The sequence below is a fragment of the Veillonella seminalis genome, from assembly GCF_003992065.1.
Classification (GTDB): domain Bacteria; phylum Bacillota; class Negativicutes; order Veillonellales; family Veillonellaceae; genus Veillonella_A; species Veillonella_A seminalis.
Genome location: NZ_RQUZ01000002.1, coordinates 168550 through 192500 on the forward strand (window position 1 = coordinate 168550; position 23951 = coordinate 192500).

Sequence of the window (23951 nt, forward strand, 5' to 3'; positions counted from 1 at the left end):
TTAAAAATCAATATTTGTCAAGATAGATTTAAATATTTGTTTTTATATACTCACTCACCGGTATCCCCACTCTTTTCAAAACCTTTATTTTCTCCTGTTTCTTCTGTTCTCTTCTTGCCTTATATTTATCTTCATACTCTTTCTGTTTTCCACTCGCTTTACGCTTTAGGTAATTTTGATGTAGCTTGTCTTTTCTTTCTTCGATTTTTCTTTCTTCTTCCTCAAGTTTTTGTTTTTTTCTTCGCTTAACTCCGCCTGTGGTAGTTCGTAATTACCTATGAAATTAAAGTAAATTTCTATCTTTTGCTTTGATGTCTGACTTCCTTTTCTATCTCTTTCATGTACGATAATCTTTTCTACAAACTCATTTATCATTGTAGTTGTAAGTTCATCAAAGTTTTCATAACGACTGATAAGAGATATAAATTTTCTTGCTCTGTCTGTTTCTTTTTCATATCTTGATACCTGCTGCTCTAAATCTTTGATCTCTTTGCTTAAAGTTATCTGCTCTGTTTCATATTGATTGTTTAGTATCTCATATCTGCTATTTGGTATTTTGTTAAGGATCATATCTTCGTAAATTCTGCACATAAGTCGTTCGAGTTCCCTAAGTCTGTTTTGGCTTTCCGTTAATCTTACCTTTTTCTTTTCTATCTCTATTTTTTCTTTTTCTTCCATTTCATTTTGAATGGAACAGATAAAGGCTTCATTATCTTCATCAAGGTATTTTTTAATATCTTTTAGTGTGTCTTGTATTAAATTTAAGACTACTTCCGCTTTTATTCTGTGTGCTGATGGACAAAGCATGCCACAAGGTGTTTTAGTATAGGCACTGCAAGTGTAATAGGGTATATTTTTGTAATTGCTTGTTCTATGAACATACATTTTACTTCCACAATCTGCACAATACATCAGTCCTGTGAGTGGGTGATATTCTCCCCAACCGTCAGGATACCTTTTTACATTTCCTCTTATCCTTTGCACATTGTCAAAGGTTTCTTGATCTATAATTGGCTCGTGTGTATTTTCAAAAATAAGCCAGTTATCCTCGGATACATATTTGCTTTTCTTGTCCTTGAAGTGTTTTCTTGTTTTGAAATTGACTGTATGTCCCAAGTATTCCTGTTTCTTTAAAATGCTTGCTATGGTTGAGCTGCACCAACGATAGGGATGTTCAAAGTTTTTGCTTTGATATAGTCCATAGCCTAATTTCTGTTGATGATAGGCTGGTATATCTACTTTTTCACTCTCCAATATCTTTGCTATTCGATACGGACCATTTCCTTGCATGGTCAGGTTAAATATTCGCCTTACTATCTCTGCTGCTTTTTCATCTACTATCCACTTGTTTTTATCTTTTTCATCTTTGATATAGCCATAAGGCGGTGTACTTGCAGTATGTTTCCCACTTTCGCCTTTTGACCTGAAAGTCGATTGGATTTTTCTTGATGTATCTCTTGCATACCATTCGTTCATGATATTTCTAAAAGGGGTAAAATCATCTTCTCTGTAAAAACTATCTACATTGTCATTGATAGCGATTAGTCTTACGCCCTTTTGTCTTAGTATCTCCATACATTGACCGACTTTGAGATAATCTCTGCCAAGTCTGCTCATATCTTTTACAATGATACAACCAATATTTCCTTGATTGACTCCGTTCATCATTGCCATAAATCCCGGTCTGTCAAACTGCGTTCCACTGATTCCATCATCTGTAAAATGGATGATGTTGGTTAAATTATTCTTACTTGCATATTCTTCAAGGATTTTCTTTTGATTAACGATTGAGTTACTCTCTCCTTGCAGTTCATCATCACGACTTAATCTCTCATAGAGTGCTGTTATCTTTTCAAAATTCCTCATTTTTACCCCCTTTCTCTTAATTTTTCAATAAAAAAAGAATTAAGAAGTACATATTTCACTAAAATAGTGATTAAGTGTTCTCCTTAATTCTATTACTCCTGCTGCAAGCTTATATTTCTTATATTGCTTAACTGCAAAATGAGTAGGGTCTTTCTTTTCAAGAGCTTCAAAGAGCCTATCAATTGGGTTCATATAGGTTTCGTCATCTTCTCTAACCTCACTTGCGTCAATCATATCCAAAAGTGTCTTAAAGTTCTTTTCTTCTTCAGGTGCTTCATAATAAATATACCCAATAAGAGCAGTGTAATATAGCTTTTCAGCCTTTACCCAAAAATCTTCTCCTGCCTTTTCTCCATCTCCCTTGGTGTTGGCAATTATAGTTTGGACAAGCTTTAAAATATCTTTTTCACTTCTCAGATATGCAAAGGGGTTGTATTTCATAGATTTTTTAAAGTTTATTGTATTTAAAATCTTTATGTCATATCCATTTTCATAAAGCATTTTTCCACACTCTAACACAAGTGTGCCTTTAGGGTCTGTTACTACATAAGAAGAATGCATTTGCATTAGATTTGGCTTTACATAAAATCTTGTCTTACCTGATCCAGAACCACCTATTACTAATACATTTTTATTTCTAGCGTATTTAGGATTTTTAGGTCTTGAGTTCATTGTTAGTCTTTCAGTATTAGTTATTAGTACATTGTTTTCAAACTTAGGGTCAATGTATGGAGCAATATCCTTGTTTTCTCCCCATCTTGCGGATCCATATTCCTTACCTTGCCTATATTTCTTTTTATTTTTACCTTTACTATAAACAATTAGCTTAACAAGAGCAGCAACTGAAACACCTACTAACAAGTCCCTTGGATTAAGGCTTGGTATATAAGATAAAGTTCCTATATCAGAAATTCCCACCATTATTCTATCAATAATATCTCCTCCTACATAAGAATTGATGTGCTTAGAAAAGATATTTCCAATGTAGAAAAAGGATAGATAAGGAATGTTTGATAATATAAATTTCTTTGGGTTGTCTATTTTAATTAAGTTTTTAATATCAGAAAGAATGGCTTCTAATACCTTATTCATCGTAGAAACCTTCGCTATCTAATAAAATTAGTAGATAGTGTCTTCCCTTTGGTGTTATAAATGTTTGTATTCCTACAAGTGTACCTAGTGGATCAACCCATTCTTTTACTTCAAAATATCCCTTGTTCTTATCTGCATAAGGTAAGAGTTTCTTTTTCTTATCTCTGTAAATTAATCCTTTATCCATTAAAAAGCTTATAAACTGATTTTGTGGTATTCCTAACTCCTTGGCAGTATTTCTAAAGTTTGTAAGTAGGTTATAATCTACTAATTTGTCATAATAGTCTGCCTTTGGTCTTAATTCTTCAATTTCTTCTTCTCTTTCGGCAATAATTCTATTGGCTACAAGAATTGCATCTGCAAGTAACTCTTCATTAGTTTTCTTTTCTTGACTTGCTATATATCCTCCGTTTTTTCTAATGCTCGGTAAAACTTCTCTAGTTACCCAAGTTTTGAAGATTTTTGCTTGTGGTAGTTTTGATGAAAGGATAAGTGAATACAATCCTGATTCGTTAATTATTGAAATATTCTGTATTCCTCCAGGGGTGTTCCATTTCGTTACACCCTTATCTTCTTCATCTACATGGTCATAAACAGCTTTTCTTGGATTGACATATCCTAGCATAGTTGCTACTTCATTTGCTATAAAGAAAAACTCACCGTCTTTTTCTATAACAGTGAGTTTCCCAAAATTCTTATTTTCAAATGTTTTTAAATTACTTATCATAAGCTTTGCTCCTTATGTTTATTTTTAACTTTATCTTTACTGATAGTGTCCTTAGCCATATCTTTAAACTTATTTATAGCCTTCGTTATTGAATCTTTCCTATCGGCCTTTCTTTCAGAAGCCTTAACTGCTTTTTTAAAGGCATGTTCCATTACCTTTATATCCTTAGATTGAAAAAACACAGAGTGATTACCAGTTTCCTTATCTTTCATAACAGAAAACTTCACTCCGTGTTTATTTAAAATTTTCTTTAGTTCTTTTAACTCAGGATCTTTTAGATTAATTTCTTCTAACTGTCCCTTTTTAACCATATCCTTTAGTTTTACTTCTTCTCCATTATTTTTTATTACATTTTTTAAGCCTCCTTGTTCTTCTATTTGCTTGTGTACTTTCTTTAAAGCATCAAGAATTGCTTTACTTGTTGCTTTTGCAAGCCTTACTTCAAGATTAAGACTTGACCTAGATACTTCTTCATTAATCATCTATTCCACCTCCATATAAAAGTAACTCTTTGTATTTTCTTAACTTCTCTTGATGGATTTTTCTTCTAAAATCTTCTCCCGTAACTTTAACTGGTATTGTCATTTCAAGTATTCTTGAATATATTCTCTGATACTCAAGGTCAATATTAGGATTTTGAATAATTTCTAATGATAAATTTGTAGTAAAAATTGTCGGCCTACCCTTTAAGTATCTTGAGTTTATAATGTTATATACTTGTTCTCTTGCATAAGATGTATCCCTTTCAATTCCAAGGTCATCTAAGATTAACAAAGGAATATTAGATAAGTTATTTATAATTTCATTTGAATCTAACTTAAATACTGATTTTTGTATTTGATTTATAACCTGAGATAAATTCATAATCTTAACTTTAACTTGTTCTCTTTCAATTAATTCATTTGCTATTGCACAAGCAAGGTAAGTTTTTCCACTGCCAACATCTCCATAAAATAAAAGTCCAACATTGTCTTCCTTCATTTGTTCAAAACTTTTAGCATAATTGTAAGCAACCTTGTAAGCTTGACCTTTTTCATTTAAGTATTTCTCAAAAGTATATTGGTGTTGGAGCGGCGATGAGAAGCAATCTCTTTTCAATGATGATATTTTCATCAGTCTTTCTCTTTCTTCATTTTCCTTATCTCTTTTTATTTCACATTCGCATTTAATTCTGGGAATAAACTTTGTAAATCCAAGGTCAAGTAATTCTCCATCGACTCTTTTACCGCATACCTTGCAATAGATATGTCCATTTCTTTCAATATCATTTTCTCTTAATACAAAATCTTTTAATCTTTTCATAAACTCTCTCCTATATCGTAATTCATTTTCCTTGTTGTATTATTATTAATATTTTTTGCCTGATCATTAAGATACCAATTGATTATCGTTGCCTTGTGATCCTGATAATCTCTGTTATTTGCTTTCATATATGACGACAACCTATCAATGTACTCATTAATTCTGTTTCCTAACTCATTTGTTAAGTCCTTGTATTCTTCATCAGTCAAAAATATATTTTTATATATTCCATAAGGCTTTTGTCCCTTACTAAAATCATTATTTCTTAACTCATTATTACTAATATTGTTATAGTTACCTTCCGATTTTCGAAAATCTTGACTTTCGATATTCGAATCTCTTGAATTTCGATTATCGAACTTCTGGAATTTTGTTTTTCGAACTTCTTGATTTTTTAATTCCATATTATTAAATATGCTCATAAAGTCTTTAACATAAATTCTGTTAGGCTTTCCCAGTCCTTGTCTTTTCTTTTCAATCAGTCCTATTCCTGATTTAATATCAAGCTCAGCTATTAATTTATTTGCTTTTTCACTGGCACAATTAAATTGATCTTTTATACTTTCAATTGTGTAGTAAATAAAGACTTTTCCATCTTCATCTATCCAGCCATTTTTATATGAAAGACCCATTCGATTAAGCATATATGAATACAAAACTTTTGCTTCAATAGAAATGCTCTCAAAAATCTCATCTTCCATTAATACCATAGGCAACCTAATGAAGTTATACATTTCAGATTGCCTATTATAAAAATAATCAAAATTCATCCCTACCTCCTTTCTTTGAAATAAAAAAAGAGCAGCCTTATTTAAGCTACTCTTGTAGAAAGTATAAAATGGGTTTTATCTTATTATATTTTTCTTTGTTTCTCCTCATACCAGTTGCAAAACTACTCTTACATCCATGTAGTTTTTTTGAGTCTTTTTGACGTATCCTTCTTCATCTTTATCGAAGACAAAATGCTTATAAAACTGCTTAAAATGCAGGATTTCTATATTTACATCTTTTGTATCAACGCTATAGTCTCGACATTATCTATTTTGTCCAAACTAAAGTCAATGTCATAATCTATAAGCGGAAGCTTGAAAACAACCGATTTTATCCAAGTTCCATTTTTAGGTTTTTCATCATAAATCTGAATTTCTTCTATCAATTCATTGAGCAATCTCTTTTTGTCGATATCTCCAAGAACTGAATAAAGGCTATTAAAATTAATAAGAATCTTGTAGATGTTATCAGAGGTTATTTTTTCTTCAAGAATTGCCTCTTTCCTTTTTCTGCTATCATTTAACTGCATTTCTGCATATTCTAACTGATCATATATTGCATCAAGTCTGAGATTTAAATCAGTATATTTTCTATCATAATGCTTATCTTCAAAATTTAAAGAGTCTATTTGATTAATTAGTGATGCTTTTGTACCTGTTAATTGCCTAATCTTCGCTAAGTGCTTATTAATAACTTCGTCAATTTTTTTAGTGTCTATTTGAATATTGATTTTTTCTTCAATTTTTTTGGCAAAAGTAGGATTGCTAACTATTTGAGTAATTATTGGTTCTACTTCTTTTTCAATTAATTCAGCCCTAATTTGTTTATTAAAAGTACATGTATGTCCATTCATCATTTGTCGATGCTTGCAACCGTAATAGTAATAATCTTTGTAATGCTCTCCTTCTTTGTTTTTATTACGTTTTCGGCTTTTATTTCCATATAAACCAGCACCACAATATGGGCATTTTATTAGATTTGATAAGATATGAACTCTTTCATCTTTTCCTCTATTTACCTTTTCATACTTTTTAGCTTGAGATTTTCTTTTTTCCTGTACTTCATTCCACAACTCATCGTCAATTAAAGGTTCATGATTTCCTTGAGCTATAATATAATGATCAGATTTTTCTAATTTAATTTTACCAGTAGTTTTATCTTTAATCGTTTTTCTTCTTCCATATGCAATTTTCCCATTATATACAGGATTGTCCAATATTTGTCTTATTAAACTAGCTGAAAAATATGGATTCTTGCCATTTTGTCTTATAGGTTTATTAATACCTAAAGAAACTAAATACTTAGATACTCCATTGGCTCCCATATCTGAATTAGCATATAAATCAAAAATCATCCTTACTGCTTTAGCTTCATCTTCATTAACAACTAATTCTCCATTATCTAAGGAATAGCCAATTGGAGCAAAACCACCATTCCATTTACCTTCTCTAGCCTTTTGTTTTCGACCTTCCATAGTTTGAGAAAGTATATTTTCACGTTCCATTTCTGCTACTGCTGAAAGAATTGTTATAACAAGTTTTCCAGAATCTTTAGAGCTGTCTAAACTATCATCAACACAAATTAGATTTACATTATGATTTTCCATGATTTGTAATGACTGCAATACATCCGCTGCATTTCTTCCAAATCTTGATAATTTAAAAACCATTACATAATCAACTTTATCTTTTTCAGCTTCTATATCATTAAGCATAGCTATGAATTCATTTCTACCTGAAATAGATGTTCCTGATTTTCCAGCATCTTTATAGGTTTTTATTATTTCTATATCATAAGCTTTTGCATACTGTTTTATTCTTTCTTCCTGAGCATCAAGTGAGTAACCATCAATTTGCATAGATGTTGACACTCTTGTATATACATACGCTTTTTTCTTTTTCATTTTTCCACCTTTAGTTTGGACATATTTTCACGTTATAGTTATACCTACATTTTACATAAGTCTTAATATAAAAGTCAATGCAGTAGCCTAATCCGAAGAATTAATATTATCCTCATTTTTATTTTTTTCTGAAAGTCTTGGCGGTACTTCCAATTTTTCAAAGTCTATTTGATCTACATACTTTTCTATTAATTCTTGAAGAAGCACAGCCAAAGAATCTAATTGATTATTTTTATTTGACATATTATCCAAGTTGAAATCCTCCGATATTTTAATTTCAACTTGTATATGTCAGAAATTTTTTTAGAACTTACCTAATAATCTAATTTACAAAAAAATACTATTAATTTATTTTACTCACAAAAAATCTGTTTATACGCTCCATTTATGGACGTATAAACAGATTTAGGGTACTTGCCAAGGATAAGTTTTTAAACTCTTTTGTTATTAAGGACTCTTTCTGACAAATTATAGATAGAAAATTGATGGCATGGAGAAAACAAAAAAGGAAGTGATAAAAAATGAGGAAACAAAGAAAGGAAGTTGCAAAATATGGAGTAAGGAAAAAAATAAAAAAGATTTATAGAGCAAAAATTTTAAGTAGGTAAAAAAATGTATAGTGTAGGAATACACTTACAAAAGCATTAAATAGCAAGCCAAGCTATCAATCTAAAAATGTGTACTTTAGAGCAAGCCAAGCTCTTTAAAAAATGTGTTTTGTCTTAGATTAGACAACTTATAAGCTTCTACGGACTCGGTAGTATAAAAAGCTTAGTCTTAACAATTAGAGTAGCAAATAAGGCTCTAGAATCGATTTTAAGAGCTTTAATTTTAAAAAGATAGTTATATATTTGAAAGGAGCATTCTATGTCTTTTAATATCACAAACGAAGCTTTTAACAAAGCATTTGGAACAATAGATGAAGAAAAGAAAAAAACTAAAAAATGGAATAAAAGAAAGCAGAAATACATTTTAAAAAAACAGATTTATGATAGATTAACAAAAATGTTAAATGATGGTATGAGTACATCAAGAAATGATGATAAGCACGATTCATCAGCCACTGCATACAATAAAATTTATAGCGTTACAACTTATAAAACTTACAAACAACAATGTTATAAATTTGCAGAATTTTTGAAAGAAAATTATCCTGAAATAAAGAAAATACAACAAGTTAAAACAGAACATGTAAATGAATATCTGAAAAGCTTAACTAATCAAGGCTTATCTGCTTACTCAATTAGCACAGCCAAATCCGCTATATCAAAGGTTTTAAGAACATCATCTACAAACTTCATAGCGACACCACCAAGGACAAGAAAATCAATCAAAAGAAGTCGATATGAAGCTAATAGAGATAAACACATATCAGAAGATCTAGAAAGAAAATTTTCTAAAATAACAAGCTCTACAGGATTAAGAAAAAAAGAAATGGAAGCTGTAAGAGGGGTTGATTTAAAAGAAGTCAACGGACAATATTATGTAAAAGTTAGACAAGGAAAGGGCGGGAAAAAACGCTTAGCTTTAATCATGGGCAAGGATAAAGAAGAAACGGAAGAAATAATAAATATTTTTAAAGAAGCTGGAGAGCTTAAAATAGCACCAAAATTACCTTCTCATTATGACAACCACTACTACAGAGCAGTATACGCCAAGAGAATTTATAATCATTATGCAAGACCAATCGATGAAATACCTGGTGGTTTAATTTCAGAAGGCGGAGAAAGATACATCATGAGAAATGATAAAGCTGGAGAAATATTAGATCGAAAAGCTATGTTAATAACCAGCAAATACTTAGGACATAATCGTATTGATGTAATAGCTCAATCTTATCTGTACTAAAATAAATGGATGTATATGTAAAATCTATGTCTATAAATAGTAGTTTAAAGTTAACTTATTATAACATAAGTATGTATGTTGCCAAGGCATCAGTAAAGTACCCCTGTAATAGGGGATTTTTTTACCACTTATGTTTAATCAAAGATATGATATAAAAACGAAGTTCTAAAAAATTTTCTGACATATACCATTTAAGAAATTAAAAGGAGCGTTTTATGTCAGATAATAAGATTAGAGATGAACTTCTAAACCTTCTTTATCCAAAGAATGATGAGAAAAGAATTGTCTACATGAGGATAAAAAGCAGAAAGCATACAGTTAAATTTATAGAGCTTGAAAAACTTCAATATTATAACAGAAAAAATATTTATATTTCAGTTGCTGAAAGATTCCCTTCATTTAATAACACAACAAGCAAAGCAATTATTGATTTAGATACTATAAAGCGTGTTTCTTACATTGTTGTTGACCTAGATTACTGCAGATCTTCTGAATGGAGCCATGAAAAAGCAGAGCAAGTTTATAACGCATTAAAAACATTTAATGTCTTTGATGATGTCCTTTGTCCTCATATAATACTTAATTCAGGTAGAGGGTTACATCTGTTTTATTTAATAGAACCCGTCTATTTTTATAAAGACAAAATAAAAAAAGAAAAACAGATAAGTTTGTACCAAGATTGTGCAGCATATCTAAAAGAAAGTTTGTATGAAAAAATCTCTGAATTAAAAGGTTCAGATATCTATGCATTAAAAAACATTGACTTAGATAAAAATGTTGGATCAAATGTATTACAAATTATAAGATTACCTTTATCCTATAATAGCTCAGCTAAAGCAAGGGGTACTCTAATAGATATTAACGACTTTCCTAGATATTATCTCGGATTGTGGATAAATGAGTTAAAACCAGAGAAAAATATAAATAATAACAATTATGTCCATAAAGCAAACATTAAAAAACTAAGCTTAAAAAGAATTGCTGATTATAAAACATTAATTAAAATAAGGAAGGAAAATAACACACTTGTAGGAAGTAGAGATAAAATAATGATTCAAGCAGCTTGGACAATTATTAATGGAGACCTATCTAAAGATATTTTATATGAAATTGGTAGCTTAATAGGTGGAGATTTTGAAAAAGAAAGATATATAAAGTCAAAATTTAGTAGCACTGAAAAAAATTTAGCTCCTAAATATAAAAAATTGTCAAACAAAAAAATTATGGAATGGCTCGAAATTACAGAGGAAGAAAGTCAATATATGTCATGTCTTAGACCTCATACCAATAAAGAATTTATAGCTCAGCAAAGAAGAGAAGAAAAAGAAAAATTAATTTTATCAGTTAAAGAATATTATCATAAGAATAGAAATATAACTGAAACTGCGAAGAAGTTTAAGCTATCAAGGAATACAGTTAGGAAATATATTAATTTAGAATTGAACTAAATTTAAATACTATAAAAGCTTGATAATTTACAATAAAAAAGAACACCCTTATGCAAGAGTATTCTTCGAATAAAGAGCTATCTTTTAATCTTGTTGAGCATTGAAAAACTATGAAAATTATTATGGAAGAGAGGTGGAGAGGTAGACTCTAATCAATTTCTAAAGTCTTTAAAATTGTAGCTGCTAAATTTTTTGATAGCTTAGGTGGCACGGCATTTCCAATTTGAATAAAGGCAGATGTCCTAGAAGATTCAAAATAATAATTATCTGGAAAACCTTGTATTCTCGCTGCCTCTCTTACACTTATAGATCTATTTTGGGAGCTATCTGGATGTATATAGTAATGCCCATCTTTTGAAATATGAGCAACAACTGTATGTGAGACTGAATTACTATCAATAGCCTTGTATCTGTCTAAAAAAGATTTAGTATTTGTATGTGTAATTAACTCTTCTGGTAGTTCGTTATATTTTAGATTTAATCCTTCTTTCTTCGCATCCGAAACTAATTTATAAATTTTTAAATCATTCTCGTTATTTGACCTACTAATATGCTGTGTTAATACATCCGTCAAAACATCTCGATATTCTTGAGAGACTTCTGATTCATCAATTGATTTCGAATATTCATTTTTAAACTCACCTGCTTTTAAGTTCGGCAAATCAGAAAATAATTCTTTTATTGTAGGTGCCTTAGATTGATAGGTTTTTAATATCTCGAAGAAATTTTTCTTTACTTCAATATCTTTTCTAAAACCTACTAAAAACAGTCTCTCTCTTCTTTGACAGACTCCATAATCTTCAGCATTTATAATTTCATATCTAACTTCATAACCAGCAGAATCAAATTCTTTTATAATCATTGGTAGCAATGGATTATCTTTATAATCTTTAAACGAAAGTAATCCTTTGACATTTTCAAACACAAAGAACTTTGGTTTATACTTTTCTAAAAACTGAACATAATATTCATATAAATAAATTCTTTCATCCGTTTCTTTTTTATGCTTATTATTAAACCTACCAATTGTGGAATATGCTTGACAAGGAGGTCCACCAATTATGCCATCTAAATGTTCTCCGTTAAGTCTTTTATCAATAAAAGTAAAAACATCTAAAATAGTTTCTTCATTAATCTCTAAATTTAACACATCATCTAAAATAAAGCCTGGGATTACTTCTATAAGCTCTTGTAAATTTATTTCTTTCCTAAGATATTTGTTATATAACTCTAAATTATTAAGTTCCTTTAAATAATAATATATGTTTCTTAACTTAAGAGTTAAGCATGCTGATGCTTCTTTTTCAATGTGACAAATAAACTGGAATTCATCTATTCTAAATCCCTCACTTAATCCTCCACCACCTGAAAAAATATCAATGATTTTCATTGTCAACCTCCTTTCTAAATATATATAATGTTAATTAGCCTTCCAATAGTTTATTTAAGATACTCTCTGTGTTAAATGATGGTTGTCCTTGCCTATGATAATAAGAACTAAATCTTGCAATTATATCTCTTTTAAAAACGTCTGTAATAACTCCTAATTTTTTTAATTTTCTATCCTTAAACTGATTCTTTTCATAATCATACTCTAAAGTTATCAACGAACGAAAATCAATAAATCCACCCTCAAAAAAACTAACTTTAGGTAAGAAATGATACCTCATAGATCTTTGATCAGAGTTTCTTGACCATTGTGCAATCTTATTTTTGTTCTTATTAGATATTTCATTCCCGTCTTTATTTAAGCATTTTTCTAATATATCACTAAAGCCTTGAACTTCATCATACTTCTTAATTTTAGCAAAGAGAATCTCATTTGTTTTTGAATTTGCCAAGTCACACGCTGGAGTCAATACTAAAAACTTTTGTTTGTTATCACAATCTTCATAAATATCACAACTGCAAACCTGTGTGATAGGGTTTGGGAACATATACATTTCTATAGGTTCGACATCTAAATATTTTTCATTGAACATAAATCTGTTACTTAACCAACTAGAGATATAACGAATCAATACAAATTCTTGCGTTTCTTTATTCAGTTCCATTAATTCTTCTTTTTTATTAGAGAAACACTCTGGTATAATTTCCCAAAAAAATTCTTTTATATTATTATTTACTTTACCTCTAGATCCTAGCAAACGGAAAATAGAGTCTTCATAGTAATTAATTAATTCACTTATTACATCTTCAAATGAGCTTTCATCTTTTGACTGAACTTTTATAATATTTGTATCAACATATTCACTGATTTTTTGACTAAAACCAGTTCTTACAATAATTGGAATAATTTCTCTATCAATAATATTCTTTAATAAAATATTACCTGATATTTGTTCATCGTCTTCACCTATATCTTTTTGCGGTACTAGCATTAAATCTACTATGACAGCCTCAAAATTATTCTGAAACAGTGCAATGGCAGCTTCTTCAGGTGTCGTGGCAACTTCAAAAGAAATTTCAATTTTATTTAATATATCAAATTCATCACTTATTTTGCCATCTTCTTGTAGTTTTTTATATACCGCTTCTTTGTTTTCAAGCATCATCAACTTAGAAATATATTTTTCATCATCGATAACACTTCTATTTCTAAGTTCTTCTATAAATAACTTTTTATTATAATTGTCAATAGTTTCCTGCAATTGTTCTCTTTGTTCATAATCATCATCTACCAGTAATATCTTAAAATCGTCCATATCTTAGCTCCTATCCAATGTTATTCGAAAGCAAGCTCCGTTGGTTGCATCAATTACTTCCAATTTACCATTATTCCTTTGAACAGCTTCTCCTGCTATAGCTAATCCTAGTCCAGTACCGTTATCTTCAATAACTCTTTTTTTAGCAGAATATCCAGGAGTAAAAATAATATCATCTACTAAATCATCAGTTGAAACTCCTATTCCATTATCTGATATTTCAACAAATACTTTATCATCTTTATCAAAAATTGAAACATCAATATTCATAGTAGCTTCATCTGTATACTTAACCCAAAATATTGCGTTTTCAATAATATTTGTTAAAGCCATATATAAATCTTCTTGTATTATATTAGCATAGAATTCGTCAGATGATACAAATTTCATTTTAATTCCTTGCTCGTCTGATACTTCTTGGAAAAGTTCTAATACATTCTTGATTAGATTATTCAAGCTTGTTTTTTTACGTCTTCCTCTCTTATTAGATGAAAGCGGATCTAAGCGATTAAAAAATACACTTAGTCTTTTCGCTTCTGCACTTAATTTTTGCATATCTTTCGATAGTTTTTCATAGCTATATTTTCCTAACTCATCACTTTGATATGAATTTTTTAAATACTCCTCTATTGATGGAATTTTATTAGTATACCATGATAAAGGCTTTCTGCCCTCATGTAAAACTACACTAATGACATTCCCTAGAGTAGTGTGTTTTTGATAAATAGCAATCGCTTCTTTTACTTCTAAAAAATCTTCTTCTTTTTCTTTTTCTAAATTTATAATTTCTTGGCTCACTTCTTTATTTAATACTTCAAAAATTTCTTCTTGCTTCTCTGGACTTTTCTTCAATTCTTTTCTTGTTTTTTCAATTGATTTCTCTACATTTAACTTTACATTGCTAAAATCAAACAGTTTTTCCAAAGGTTTATCTTTCTTTTTAGGCTTTCTATCTCGCCTATACTTAAATCTTTCTTTTTCTAAAATGCTTAATGCAAAATTAGCAATTTTCTGTAATGTCCAATAACTATCATTTTCATAAAGTCCGTCTCTTGCACTTTTTTCTTTTAACCCAGACTTTTCTTCATCTTCAATGCTGATTCGCCCATTAATCTGTTCTGAACCTATTGACAAAGTAGGATTTTGAACACGCTGAGCGTCTAAGTTTAACCAATCATATCCTTGATCTCCATAAGGTCTTATTCTAAATCCATTTCTATATATACTTATACCTGATTGCTCCTTTAAAATATTCCTTATATCTGTTTTTGTATATCTTGCATCCTGTGTATTATTGATGAAGTTAGCAATTATTTCTATTCCCTCTGGATCCTTGTCATAGACCCTATAATCAATCATAATTTTACCACATTTTGTTAAATCTTCCTTCGAAAATATATCAATTTGTCCATTAATCATTTTTTCTTTGCCTGAATAGTAATTACAATATTTTAATTCATAAGAAAAGTCTTCATTAATACAACCAAATAGCCTATAATGGCATGTATCATAAAATTCAACTGGCTCTATAAACTTACATATGTTTTTACTTGTGTCATCAAAAAAATTTTCATAGCAAACTTCTATACTGAAATCTGTTTTATCGTATAAAAGTCGTGAAAGTTCTATTTCAATTTTTTTTGTATCTTCATCTGATATCCTTTCAGATAAATCATTCCCAATATCATTTGTAATATACAAAGTTGTTCCTGATACTTCATTAGTTTTTTCAGTTTCAATATCAACAGGAATATCAGACAACTTTTTATTAGTATTAAAGTCACTCCAGTTAAAAAAAGCAAGAGTCTTAAATCCATCATGTATAGTTGATAATTTTAATTTGTTACCTAATAAGGAAACAGCATATCGTCCTATGCCTTTCCTCCCCTGATATATTCTTCCTTTTGGACTTGTTTTGTTTTTTAATTTGTAATCAGTGGATGGTACCATCCATGCTCCTAGAACCGTGTCTTTTGACATCCCATGACCATCATCTTTTACAATTATTTCAACTGAATCTTTATTTTTTTTAAATATCATTTGTACATTTGTTGCATCAGCATCATATGAATTTTTCACTAATTCGACAATAGCCGCCGGTAAATCTTTAATCAAATCTTTGCCAATAGACATAATTAGTCTTCCAGTTGGTTCAAAATAACTCTTCATTTTTATCACCTCAAATAAATAACTAAACTCTATAATCACTTTGATCTTCTGCAGCAAATTTAACATAACTGTAGTCACTAAAATTTCCTACATATATCTCATCATTATCATACATGGTAAATGAATCAATATAAGATAATCTTCCAGCTTTTAATTCTTCTGCAAAATACAATAAATTTTCTACATTAATAGCTCCACCATTTACACCAGTTCTATTAGCTATATGTTTCAAATTATTCTTAAAGTTTCCCTTAAAGAAAGATGATACAAATAAATAGTTGAAATCCTTAACTTTTTCATCAAAGCTTTCCCACCATTTATTTGAATTTATTTTTTCATCTCTAGTTTGATTTTCTTCGATATATCTAATCATTTCATCTGCTTGATTAATTGGTAGATTATATCCAGTAGAATAAGCCTTGTTATCTATAATTACGCCATTAATATTATAAGATATAATTCCATCTGGTTTTCTGCTTTCTCCTAGACGAACCCCTTTAAACTTAAGTTCATTAATTAAAAGGTCTATTGTTTGAATCTCAAAATCTCTATTGGCAGTTCCGTCATAAGCTAAATCAATTAGTGCGAGATATCTGTGATCAACATACTTCAATCTATCCCTAACTTTGTCTTTTAATTCCAATACATTAGTCTTAGAAATCTTTGTTCTTGGAATTGCCAATTTAATTATATTATCATCTATCGAATATCCATTCCTACCATGTTTAACTGATAATCCTATCGCTTCAATAACTTTTAATTCATCTTCTATTGTTGCAATGCTTTCTTTTATATCATTTTCTGACAGATAAACTTTTATATCTTCTAAGGTTCTATCTCTATTAGTAATTGAATTAATTATATGTCCACGCCTATTTCTAATATAGTCTCTGTCCTTGCCCTTAGTTGCTAACATTTGCCAATACACTATTTTATCAGTCTTTGAATAAGATGATATACCCCTTGCCCTTTTTAATTCTTTGATTCCTTTTAATGTAATTCTAAAAGAATGACCAATTTTAACTTTATACTCGACATTACCTATCTTAGTAGAAACTTCTTTTTCAATTCTTTGAACTAACCCGACTTTAGATAACCAGCCAGAAATCATCCTAGCATACTTATCAGCTGAACCTTCTGTATTTGAACGAATACTTGCTTTGTCTTTATCAGCTGCTAGTTCTATTGCTTGGATATATAAATCTTGAGGTATAGAGGTAAATCCAGCTTCTCCAAGTCCACCAAGTTGTTTTCCTAATTCAAACTTAGTTAAATGCTCACCATTTTCTAATAAAGTCAAAATTCTTACTGCTGGTGGATATGATAAAAATGCAGTAGTTAATATTTCTTTATCCAAATCTTCAGAATCTGAGTAAACAAAATCCTTTCCCAGTTGTGTTATAGAGACAGTATCTTTTTCTGAATCATAATCTAATAGACCTATGGATATACCCCATCTTAAAAAACCATCTGCAGTCCAGTCATCTGTGTATGCTCTACCACCTTGTGTTGTTATTGCAGCTTGAACAATACCACTACATTTTGCATCAGATCGTTTTTGTCCTGATTTTATACCATGCCCTTTAAGTAAAACATAGTCCATTTCCAGAGGTTCTTTTCTCATTTCTGATAACAATTTATTTCTTAAATCCAAATCTTCCACCAAGCTATGAAGTTTAGTATTTAAAATTTCATTGTACAATTCAGTGTTTTTATCAAATACAGAAACTACATTTTTTAGATTTTCAAAACTTGATGGATTTTGAATCCAACCTAAAGTTCTCTCTGCCATACTTCCTCCTAGTAATTTGTAATCAAAACTTCTTTGGTTTCGCCTAGCTTATTACGTTGATAATTACTGTTTGAGTAGTTTATCTTTAACAAGTGGACTTTATATTTTCCACTCCACTCTTGTAACTCTTTATTAGCTAATCCATTATTAAAAAATACATTTGATAATGCAAACTTAATTTTTCTATCATTTAATTCATCTAATATCTCAAATAAAGCTAGATCATCATCAAGAGTCCAGCCTTCAAATCCTCTTTTACCATCATTATATGAACCTACAGAGCTTCTATAAGGGGGGTCACAATATAAAAAGTCTGAACTTTTCATTTTAGAGAAATCAAATTCTTTGAAGTTCTTATTGCTAAATTCTATGTTATAAAGTTTGTCTCTAAAGGAAGTAAGTCTGTTTTTCATATTTTCATTAAAACTACTCCTATTAGTTCCAGCAGGATTATTATAGTCATGATTTGAATTAAACCTAAACTGATAATTAAAGGAATAGCACATCAAAACATATAGCAAAAGCGGATCTTTATTTTTATTGTAATATTCTCTAAATTCATAATAAGATTCTTTGTTTTCTTTGGATAGATTAAATTTACTTATTACATCATCAATATCTTGTAAAAGTTCTTTGCTATCAGTCCTTTTAAACATTTCTAAAATTTCAATTACAAAATAGTTTATATCATTAGCTATTTTTCTATCAGCTTTAACATTAACAGAAACATCTAGACCACCACAAAATACATCATAGAAGGTATCTATGTTTTGAGGAAACAAAGGCAATATTTGAGCTAATAATCTATGTTTATTTCCAATGTAATTAAATGGTGATTTTATATAATTTTCACTCATATTTGCTCCTTTTCTACAAAATATAATACTTCTTTTAAGTTTTTATTTTTATTTGTCTGTGCGTTTTTATATCTTTTATAATCTATAAATTTATAGTTCACAGTATTTTTCTTTCCATATTTTTCTAAAATACTAATGATCTCATCATGGGATAATAACCCTTCTGTATTATAACTAAGAAGAATATATCTCGAGTTAGTATTTTTTATTAAATCTTCAAAAGCATTAAATACAGAATCTTTTCTACAATAGTCACTTTTTTGTTCAGAATAATCTCTTAATCCAGTTACTCCTTTTATTTTAGGAGAATCATATTTAGCTATTGTTTCTAATACATGATAATTGGGCAAATACTGTCTTTGATTATATGGTGGATCAAAGTAGGCTAAATCTGTTTTTATATTTTCAATTAATTTATTAGAATCTTCATTATATGCTTGTCCTACTGAATTATTAATTGATAAATCTACATTTTTTAATTCTAAATTATTTAAAGCTCTTTTATCCCAGTACTTTAAATAAGCTCCATATACACCAGTTATATTGCTTACAAAAGGTACAGCTTCTATAAGACACGTAAGTAAATAAAAATACTCGTCTTCATTGATAAGAGAATCGTTATACCAATTTTCAATTTGAACCCTAATTAAATCAATTTTTAAAGCATTTTCTTCTGTGAAATACATCCTTCCACCCTTAGGACTAAAATTTTGATAAATAAAGCAGTTTTCTAAATCTAAATTCATATTTTCTAAATTAAGATTATTTAAATGTTCTATTGGATTTGATATATTAAGATTCTTAAATTCTAATTTAGAGTTTATCCCAACTGTCCCTCTTAATAATACATATGAAAAATACATCAAATCATTAGATATAACATCATATCCTAAATTTTTAAATTCACGAGAGACTACTCCTGAACCAGCAAATACATCTGATATACTTTTCACATCTATTGTTTTTTCTTTAATTAACTCTATTATATATGGTATAATCAGCGTTTTGCCACCAATGAATCTCATTTGATTTCCTCTTCGTTCTTTCTTTTGTATTCAATAATATCTCCAATATCACATTGAAAATACTCACAAATCTTTCCTAATGTTTCCAAACTTACATTTTCGTCTCTTCCCATTTTTGCTATTGTCTTGGGTGTTGTTGCAATTGCACATTGTAAGTCTGTTTTTTTCATATTTTTATCTATTAATAACTTCCATAATTTATTATATGAAAACCCCATATCATTCTCCAATTCTATATTTTACCTTTCTAAATGTATAGATTAACTACCTAATTATAGCATATAACATAGATTCCTTTCAATTATATGTTTTACTGCGTTAAAATAAGTAAAAAATAAAACCTCAGAATCTAATCTGAGGCATTATTTTTCTTAAATCATTCCAAAATACTCTAAAGCATTTTCTATTGCTTTTTCTTTTTCTTCTGGGCAATTTGGCACTCTTTGTTTTTCTTTCTTACTAAGATTATAATTTTCTCTTTCTATTAGACCATGTTTCCTTTTTATTTGTGCAATATATAGGCTTGAAACTTTTAGTTCATATTTATCTAACACATGTTTTTTAATTTCTCCATAAGTTGCGTCTTTTGAAAAGTCAATTTCAGATAATTCATCTTCACCTATTTCTATATCTAAATGGTGCTCTGTATTTAGTTTGGACAATAGTGCTACCGTCTCAACCCTTATGGTTATGGGGAACATATCCACGCTCGTAGATGGAAACATATCAAAGATTGGCTCTCGTTTGTAGGAACATATCGACTGTAATTATTTCATTTTCAAGCCTTTATCGATAGCTTCCTGAATAATCTTATGACAACAAACTCCCAACGGATTGTTTTCTTTACAATTAGAATTTTTCATTGCCCCAGTGATGGCATTTACTTCTTTTACGGATTTCGCGCCATGCTTTACAACTGCTTCAATTACCTGATTTTCTGTGACTTCGCTACAATAACAAGCATACTTAGGATCTGCATCTTTCTTAAACCAGATAGGAACTCTAACTTGGTCTTTCAAGAATTTTATTTCATTATCTAAGTTATAGTAAACAACGTCGCAGTCCTCGTTCATGCAAATCTTATATTGATCTCCGTTAACAGCATTACGATAATCATCTACCACTAGATGTTCAACAGTTACTTTACTAACGGAAATCCCTTCATTATTACATACAGGACAATTGTCTTTAATTTGATCCGGCTTTTCTGTTTTGCATCCACAACAACATTCATTATTAATCTTCATATTCTTAGCCTCCATATTTTCATTATAATTTCTTTTTTAAACTAGGTAAAACCAATTTCATATACTTGTCATTTATTAATAGCGTCAAACATTTTAGCTGGTGTTAATTTACTTAGCTCCCTGTTGTCAGCCAACGCACGTGTAGCTTTTTTGTGTATAAACACATCAGCGTCATGTTACCCATTGCTCGGCATTCTTCTAATGAACCCAAATACATGGAATGGCGACCCTTTTTTAGACAATTTATAACCGAACATTATCAAGCTTGAAAGTTTCTTTAGATTATAAAATATATTCTCAGACAATCAAGGGTAAAGGCTTCGCCCAAATTTCGTTGAAATTTGCCCTTGACAGTCTGTTCATATATTTTATTTAATTTATGAAACTTCCAGAGCTTTTTATTCTGCTTTTCTATATTCTACTGGTGTTTTATATCCTAAAGATCCATGAATTCTTAGGTTATTATACCAATATACGTATTCTGCTAATTTTAGATTAAGTTCTTGGAAATTAGTAAAGTTCTCCTGATATATGAATTCTGTCTTCATTACTTTATTGACTGCTTCGCTTACTGCGTTATCATATGGGCTTCCTTTTTTACTTAGCGATCTTTTTATCCCAAATACCTTTAATATTTCTTCTATTTTTATATTTTTAAATTCTCTTCCTCTGTCTGTGTGAAATATTTTTATACGATTTAGTGGCTGCCTTATTGAGTAAAATGCTTCTGCTACTAGATTTGCATCTTTGTTTTTACCTGATGAGTATCCTATTATTTCACGGCTGTTTAAGTCTATTATTAAACATATATAATTCCATGTTTTTCCTACTCTTACATATGTTAGGTCTCTTACTATTGCTTCTAAATAGTCTCTATTGTCAAATTATCTATTTAAAAGGTTAGGGATGTCTTCTTCGTTGCATTTGGATCTTATTACTTTATATTGTGCTACTGTATAGTTTGAGACTAGGCCATTTTTCTTCATTATTCGGCCTATTTTTCTTCTCGATATTTTATATCCAATTTTCCCTAGTTCTTTTTTTATTTTGCGTGTTCCATAGTTGTTTCTACTTCTTCTGAATATTTCTTTTATTTCTTCTATTAGTTTTTCATCTTCATCTAATTTCACATCTTTTTCTTTGTTCAAATGATAATAGACTAAACTTCTTGTGACCCCAAGTAGTCTACACATTGCACTAATGCTATATTTATCTCGGTTCGAGATAATGAGGTCTATTTTTTGCCTAACAGTAGTGCAGCTTGCTTTAAAATATCATTCTCCATTTCAACCTGTTTCAATTTTTTACGAAGTCTGATTATCTCTTTTTGTTTCGCATCCACATTATCAAAATGGATACTCTAAGCAGCACACCAACTATTTATTTTTTGAGTTTTAAACTTTGGTAGAAGTCTTGAACTCCTTATATTTACACAACTATTTGCCTCTATCACTATTATGACACGAAACCCACAAGCTGGATCAAGCAGAACACCTTTTTGTGGTTCAATAATGTTTACAATCATTTTTACAAGCGACTTAGGTGTAAAAAACACTCCATCATCTGATGCAACGCTCTTAGAAAATTTATTTAGAAAATATTCATAAATTCTGCCAACAACATCACCCTCAATATCATCAAGAGCAGAGTTATTAAATATACGAAGAAGCTCCGATAAAATAGCATCCGAAAATTCTGTATACGTCTTAGGTAATACACCAACAAGTTGCTCACTTTGTTCTTCGATTAAAAACATTGCATTATTAACAACTTCGCCGAGACTTGTCATGGAATGACCATCTTTACTTTTAAGATTAGCCGCTGCAATATTCTCTGGTAACTGCATTAAATATTCGTATTGAGCCTCTTTTGGTAAAAACAAAGCACTCTTAACCGCAAAATCACTGACTTCAATGGGTAAATTCCGACCACCGCGTGAAGGTCTCACCTTTAAAATTTCAGTCTCTACCATTTTAAAGCGATTATAAGCATAGCGTAAAAAGATAAGCCCAAGAACTGGCATACAATACTGATTAGAGTTCAAATTGGAATTTGAACGCAGTAGATCCGCAGATTCCCACAATTCGCGCTCTAATTGACGAATCCGACTATTTATCATTATTACCTCCATTTTGCAAAGATTGCATTATTATTCTTCTTCCCACATTTTTATAAAAATTTCAGTATTATTTCTTTATGTATTTGATGTTATTATATCATAAAAATTCAAGTATTTTGCTCCTTTTTACACCATTCAAGTCATCTCGTTTTATATTAATATGATAAAATCCAATCCTCCTATAACTAATTTTTCGTTTTAAAATTAAAACGAAAATAAAAAACGTCTTACAGCCTATTTTTTTAAGGTTGTAAGACGTTTTAAGTTTATATCTTTTATATCATTTTTATTTGTCTGAATATGGCGGAGAAGGAGGGATTTGAACCCTCGCACCGTTGCCGGTCTGCCGCATTTCGAGTGCGGTCCCTTCAGCCTCTTGGGTACTTCTCCTTATTTTTACGACGCTCTTTAAAGAAATCTTTCATTATCTGACTGCATTCATCGGCCATCACACCGCTTAAAATCTCAGGCTCATGATTCAACCCCGGATGAGTCAGCACATTGAATAAAGATTCCACAGCGCCACCTTTGTAATCGCTGCTGCCATACACAACACGATCGATTCGACTGTTGATAATAGCACCGGCGCACATCGGACACGGTTCTATAGTAACATAAAGCGTGCAACCGGTCAACCGCCAACAATCAAGTATTTCACAGGCCTCGCGGATGACTAAAATCTCAGCATGAGCCGTAGCATCATGATCCAATTCCCGACGATTGTGATGTCGTGAAATTATCTCATCATCCTTAACAATAACGGCACCGATTGGAATCTCACCGAGGTCATAGGCCTTACGTGCTTCTTTTAAAGCTTCCAGCATATATTCTGCATCCGTCATGCCCTTACCTCCTTAGGATTCGCCACTACTTACAGCCATACGCAATCATACGACAAGTTACCAAATTTGAACCGTATATATTGTATCATGGTTTTTACGTTTATAAAATAAAAATTTCTAGTAAATTGCAATATGAAATTGAACACTTTTAAAAACCCAGTAACTTATTAACTTCTTCAATGAATACTTCTTGTGGTGTCCGGTAATTTAGAATTTTGCGTGGCAGTGCATTACACCA

At 30.1% G+C, this 23951-nt stretch carries 20 protein-coding genes, 1 tRNA gene and 3 pseudogenes; 2 read left to right on the forward strand and 22 right to left on the reverse strand.

The window, feature by feature from the left end:
• Positions 1–165 precede the first annotated feature (165 nt).
• The 8 genes and pseudogenes from EO126_RS02395 to EO126_RS02430 form a co-directional block, all read right to left on the reverse strand.
• Positions 166–1866 carry a DUF4368 domain-containing protein gene (locus EO126_RS02395; protein WP_478212864.1) on the reverse strand — a complete coding sequence of 567 codons (1701 nt, stop codon included), beginning with the start codon at positions 1864–1866 and terminating at the stop codon, positions 166–168.
• A gap of 96 nt (positions 1867–1962) precedes the next feature.
• Positions 1963–2958: pseudogene (locus tag EO126_RS02400) on the reverse strand (type IV secretory system conjugative DNA transfer family protein); the annotation flags it as partial.
• Positions 2951–3685 (reverse strand): phage antirepressor KilAC domain-containing protein, encoded by a 735-nt coding sequence (locus tag EO126_RS02405; protein ID WP_073185496.1) that lies wholly within the window; start codon positions 3683–3685, stop codon positions 2951–2953. The pseudogene EO126_RS02400 and the gene EO126_RS02405, both read right to left, overlap by 8 nt.
• Entirely contained in the window at positions 3682–4167 is a 486-nt protein-coding gene (locus EO126_RS02410) for a PcfB family protein (protein WP_127007346.1), read from the reverse strand. The genes EO126_RS02405 and EO126_RS02410 overlap by 4 nt, the downstream gene beginning before the upstream one ends.
• A complete protein-coding gene (locus tag EO126_RS02415; protein ID WP_004835581.1) occupies positions 4160–4987 on the reverse strand; it encodes an ATP-binding protein in 828 nt (275 codons plus the stop codon). The genes EO126_RS02410 and EO126_RS02415 overlap by 8 nt, the downstream gene beginning before the upstream one ends.
• Positions 4984–5757, reverse strand: a complete 774-nt coding sequence (locus tag EO126_RS02420; RefSeq protein ID WP_006555727.1) for a replication initiator protein A — start codon at positions 5755–5757, stop codon at positions 4984–4986. The genes EO126_RS02415 and EO126_RS02420 overlap by 4 nt, the downstream gene beginning before the upstream one ends.
• 230 nt (positions 5758–5987) lie before the next feature.
• The gene (locus tag EO126_RS02425; protein ID WP_127007348.1) at positions 5988–7661 is read right to left on the reverse strand and encodes a recombinase family protein; all 1674 of its coding nucleotides are present in this window, start codon (positions 7659–7661) and stop codon (positions 5988–5990) included.
• An 87-nt stretch (positions 7662–7748) separates the two neighbouring features.
• A complete protein-coding gene (locus EO126_RS02430; RefSeq protein WP_438362043.1) occupies positions 7749–7913 on the reverse strand; it encodes a hypothetical protein in 165 nt (54 codons plus the stop codon).
• Positions 7914–8528: 615 nt separating this feature from the next.
• Between EO126_RS02430 and EO126_RS02435 the strand changes: the two genes are divergently transcribed.
• On the forward strand, positions 8529–9509 hold the full coding sequence (locus EO126_RS02435; RefSeq protein WP_127007350.1) for a site-specific integrase: 981 nt from the start codon (positions 8529–8531) through the stop codon (positions 9507–9509).
• Positions 9510–9724: 215 nt separating this feature from the next.
• The gene (locus tag EO126_RS02440) at positions 9725–10957 is read left to right on the forward strand and encodes a hypothetical protein (protein ID WP_127007352.1); all 1233 of its coding nucleotides are present in this window, start codon (positions 9725–9727) and stop codon (positions 10955–10957) included.
• 148 nt (positions 10958–11105) lie between these two features.
• On the opposite strand, the gene EO126_RS02445 is transcribed toward EO126_RS02440, so the two are convergent.
• The 14 genes and pseudogenes from EO126_RS02445 to EO126_RS11170 all read right to left on the reverse strand — a co-directional run.
• On the reverse strand, positions 11106–12347 hold the full coding sequence (locus tag EO126_RS02445) for a DNA cytosine methyltransferase (RefSeq protein WP_127007354.1): 1242 nt from the start codon (positions 12345–12347) through the stop codon (positions 11106–11108).
• A gap of 34 nt (positions 12348–12381) precedes the next feature.
• Positions 12382–13662, reverse strand: coding sequence for a hypothetical protein (locus tag EO126_RS02450; protein ID WP_127007356.1), 1281 nt, complete (start codon positions 13660–13662; stop codon positions 12382–12384).
• A 3-nt stretch (positions 13663–13665) separates the two neighbouring features.
• Positions 13666–15831, reverse strand: a complete 2166-nt coding sequence (locus tag EO126_RS02455; protein ID WP_127007358.1) for a sensor histidine kinase — start codon at positions 15829–15831, stop codon at positions 13666–13668.
• Between the two features lie 22 nt (positions 15832–15853).
• A complete protein-coding gene (locus EO126_RS02460) occupies positions 15854–17623 on the reverse strand; it encodes a restriction endonuclease FokI recognition domain-containing protein (protein WP_127007360.1) in 1770 nt (589 codons plus the stop codon).
• A gap of 8 nt (positions 17624–17631) precedes the next feature.
• Positions 17632–18480, reverse strand: coding sequence for a DNA adenine methylase (locus EO126_RS02465; RefSeq protein WP_127007362.1), 849 nt, complete (start codon positions 18478–18480; stop codon positions 17632–17634).
• On the reverse strand, positions 18477–19505 hold the full coding sequence (locus tag EO126_RS02470) for a DNA adenine methylase (RefSeq protein WP_127007364.1): 1029 nt from the start codon (positions 19503–19505) through the stop codon (positions 18477–18479). Before EO126_RS02470 ends, EO126_RS02465 begins: the two co-directional genes overlap by 4 nt.
• On the reverse strand, positions 19502–19723 hold the full coding sequence (locus EO126_RS02475) for a helix-turn-helix domain-containing protein (protein ID WP_127007366.1): 222 nt from the start codon (positions 19721–19723) through the stop codon (positions 19502–19504). The genes EO126_RS02470 and EO126_RS02475 overlap by 4 nt, the downstream gene beginning before the upstream one ends.
• Positions 19724–19876: 153 nt before the next feature.
• Complete coding sequence (locus EO126_RS02480; RefSeq protein ID WP_240631441.1) at positions 19877–20206, reverse strand: RNA methyltransferase; 330 nt, start codon at positions 20204–20206, stop codon at positions 19877–19879.
• A 66-nt stretch (positions 20207–20272) separates the two neighbouring features.
• Positions 20273–20752: a Csac_0668 family 2Fe-2S cluster-binding (seleno)protein gene (locus EO126_RS02485; RefSeq protein WP_000700631.1), complete on the reverse strand. Its 480-nt coding sequence runs from the start codon at positions 20750–20752 to the stop codon at positions 20273–20275.
• A 398-nt stretch (positions 20753–21150) separates the two neighbouring features.
• Positions 21151–22100, reverse strand: a pseudogene (locus tag EO126_RS10900) (IS3 family transposase); the annotation flags it as partial.
• 12 nt (positions 22101–22112) lie between these two features.
• Positions 22113–22871: an N-6 DNA methylase gene (locus EO126_RS02500; RefSeq protein ID WP_006555726.1), complete on the reverse strand. Its 759-nt coding sequence runs from the start codon at positions 22869–22871 to the stop codon at positions 22113–22115.
• 301 nt (positions 22872–23172) lie between these two features.
• A tRNA-Ser gene (locus EO126_RS02505) sits at positions 23173–23261 on the reverse strand.
• Positions 23240–23713, reverse strand: a complete 474-nt coding sequence (tadA, locus tag EO126_RS02510) for a tRNA adenosine(34) deaminase TadA (protein WP_127007368.1) — start codon at positions 23711–23713, stop codon at positions 23240–23242. Before tadA ends, EO126_RS02505 begins: the two co-directional genes overlap by 22 nt.
• 117 nt (positions 23714–23830) lie before the next feature.
• A pseudogene (locus tag EO126_RS11170) lies at positions 23831–23951 on the reverse strand (IS30 family transposase); the annotation flags it as partial.

Excerpts from the sequence above, each read along its gene's own strand:
- EO126_RS02465 (WP_127007362.1), bottom strand. The coding sequence starts at position 18,480 with ATGAGTGAAAATTATATAAAATCACCATTTAATTACATTGGAAATAAA.
- EO126_RS02395 (WP_478212864.1), bottom strand. The coding sequence starts at position 1,866 with ATGAGGAATTTTGAAAAGATAACAGCACTCTATGAGAGATTAAGTCGT.
- EO126_RS02480 (WP_240631441.1), bottom strand. The coding sequence starts at position 20,206 with ATGTTCCCCATAACCATAAGGGTTGAGACGGTAGCACTATTGTCCAAA.
- tadA (WP_127007368.1), bottom strand. The coding sequence starts at position 23,713 with ATGACGGATGCAGAATATATGCTGGAAGCTTTAAAAGAAGCACGTAAG.
- EO126_RS02460 (WP_127007360.1), bottom strand. The coding sequence starts at position 17,623 with ATGGCAGAGAGAACTTTAGGTTGGATTCAAAATCCATCAAGTTTTGAA.
- EO126_RS02420 (WP_006555727.1), bottom strand. The coding sequence starts at position 5,757 with ATGAATTTTGATTATTTTTATAATAGGCAATCTGAAATGTATAACTTC.
- EO126_RS02440 (WP_127007352.1), top strand. The coding sequence starts at position 9,725 with ATGTCAGATAATAAGATTAGAGATGAACTTCTAAACCTTCTTTATCCA.
- EO126_RS02435 (WP_127007350.1), top strand. The coding sequence starts at position 8,529 with ATGTCTTTTAATATCACAAACGAAGCTTTTAACAAAGCATTTGGAACA.
- EO126_RS02405 (WP_073185496.1), bottom strand. The coding sequence starts at position 3,685 with ATGATAAGTAATTTAAAAACATTTGAAAATAAGAATTTTGGGAAACTC.
- EO126_RS02415 (WP_004835581.1), bottom strand. The coding sequence starts at position 4,987 with ATGAAAAGATTAAAAGATTTTGTATTAAGAGAAAATGATATTGAAAGA.
- EO126_RS02410 (WP_127007346.1), bottom strand. The coding sequence starts at position 4,167 with ATGATTAATGAAGAAGTATCTAGGTCAAGTCTTAATCTTGAAGTAAGG.
- EO126_RS02485 (WP_000700631.1), bottom strand. The coding sequence starts at position 20,752 with ATGAAGATTAATAATGAATGTTGTTGTGGATGCAAAACAGAAAAGCCG.
- EO126_RS02455 (WP_127007358.1), bottom strand. The coding sequence starts at position 15,831 with ATGAAGAGTTATTTTGAACCAACTGGAAGACTAATTATGTCTATTGGC.
- EO126_RS02475 (WP_127007366.1), bottom strand. The coding sequence starts at position 19,723 with ATGGGGTTTTCATATAATAAATTATGGAAGTTATTAATAGATAAAAAT.
- EO126_RS02445 (WP_127007354.1), bottom strand. The coding sequence starts at position 12,347 with ATGAAAATCATTGATATTTTTTCAGGTGGTGGAGGATTAAGTGAGGGA.
- EO126_RS02450 (WP_127007356.1), bottom strand. The coding sequence starts at position 13,662 with ATGGACGATTTTAAGATATTACTGGTAGATGATGATTATGAACAAAGA.
- EO126_RS02425 (WP_127007348.1), bottom strand. The coding sequence starts at position 7,661 with ATGAAAAAGAAAAAAGCGTATGTATATACAAGAGTGTCAACATCTATG.
- EO126_RS02470 (WP_127007364.1), bottom strand. The coding sequence starts at position 19,505 with ATGAGATTCATTGGTGGCAAAACGCTGATTATACCATATATAATAGAG.
- EO126_RS02500 (WP_006555726.1), bottom strand. The coding sequence starts at position 22,871 with ATGATAAATAGTCGGATTCGTCAATTAGAGCGCGAATTGTGGGAATCT.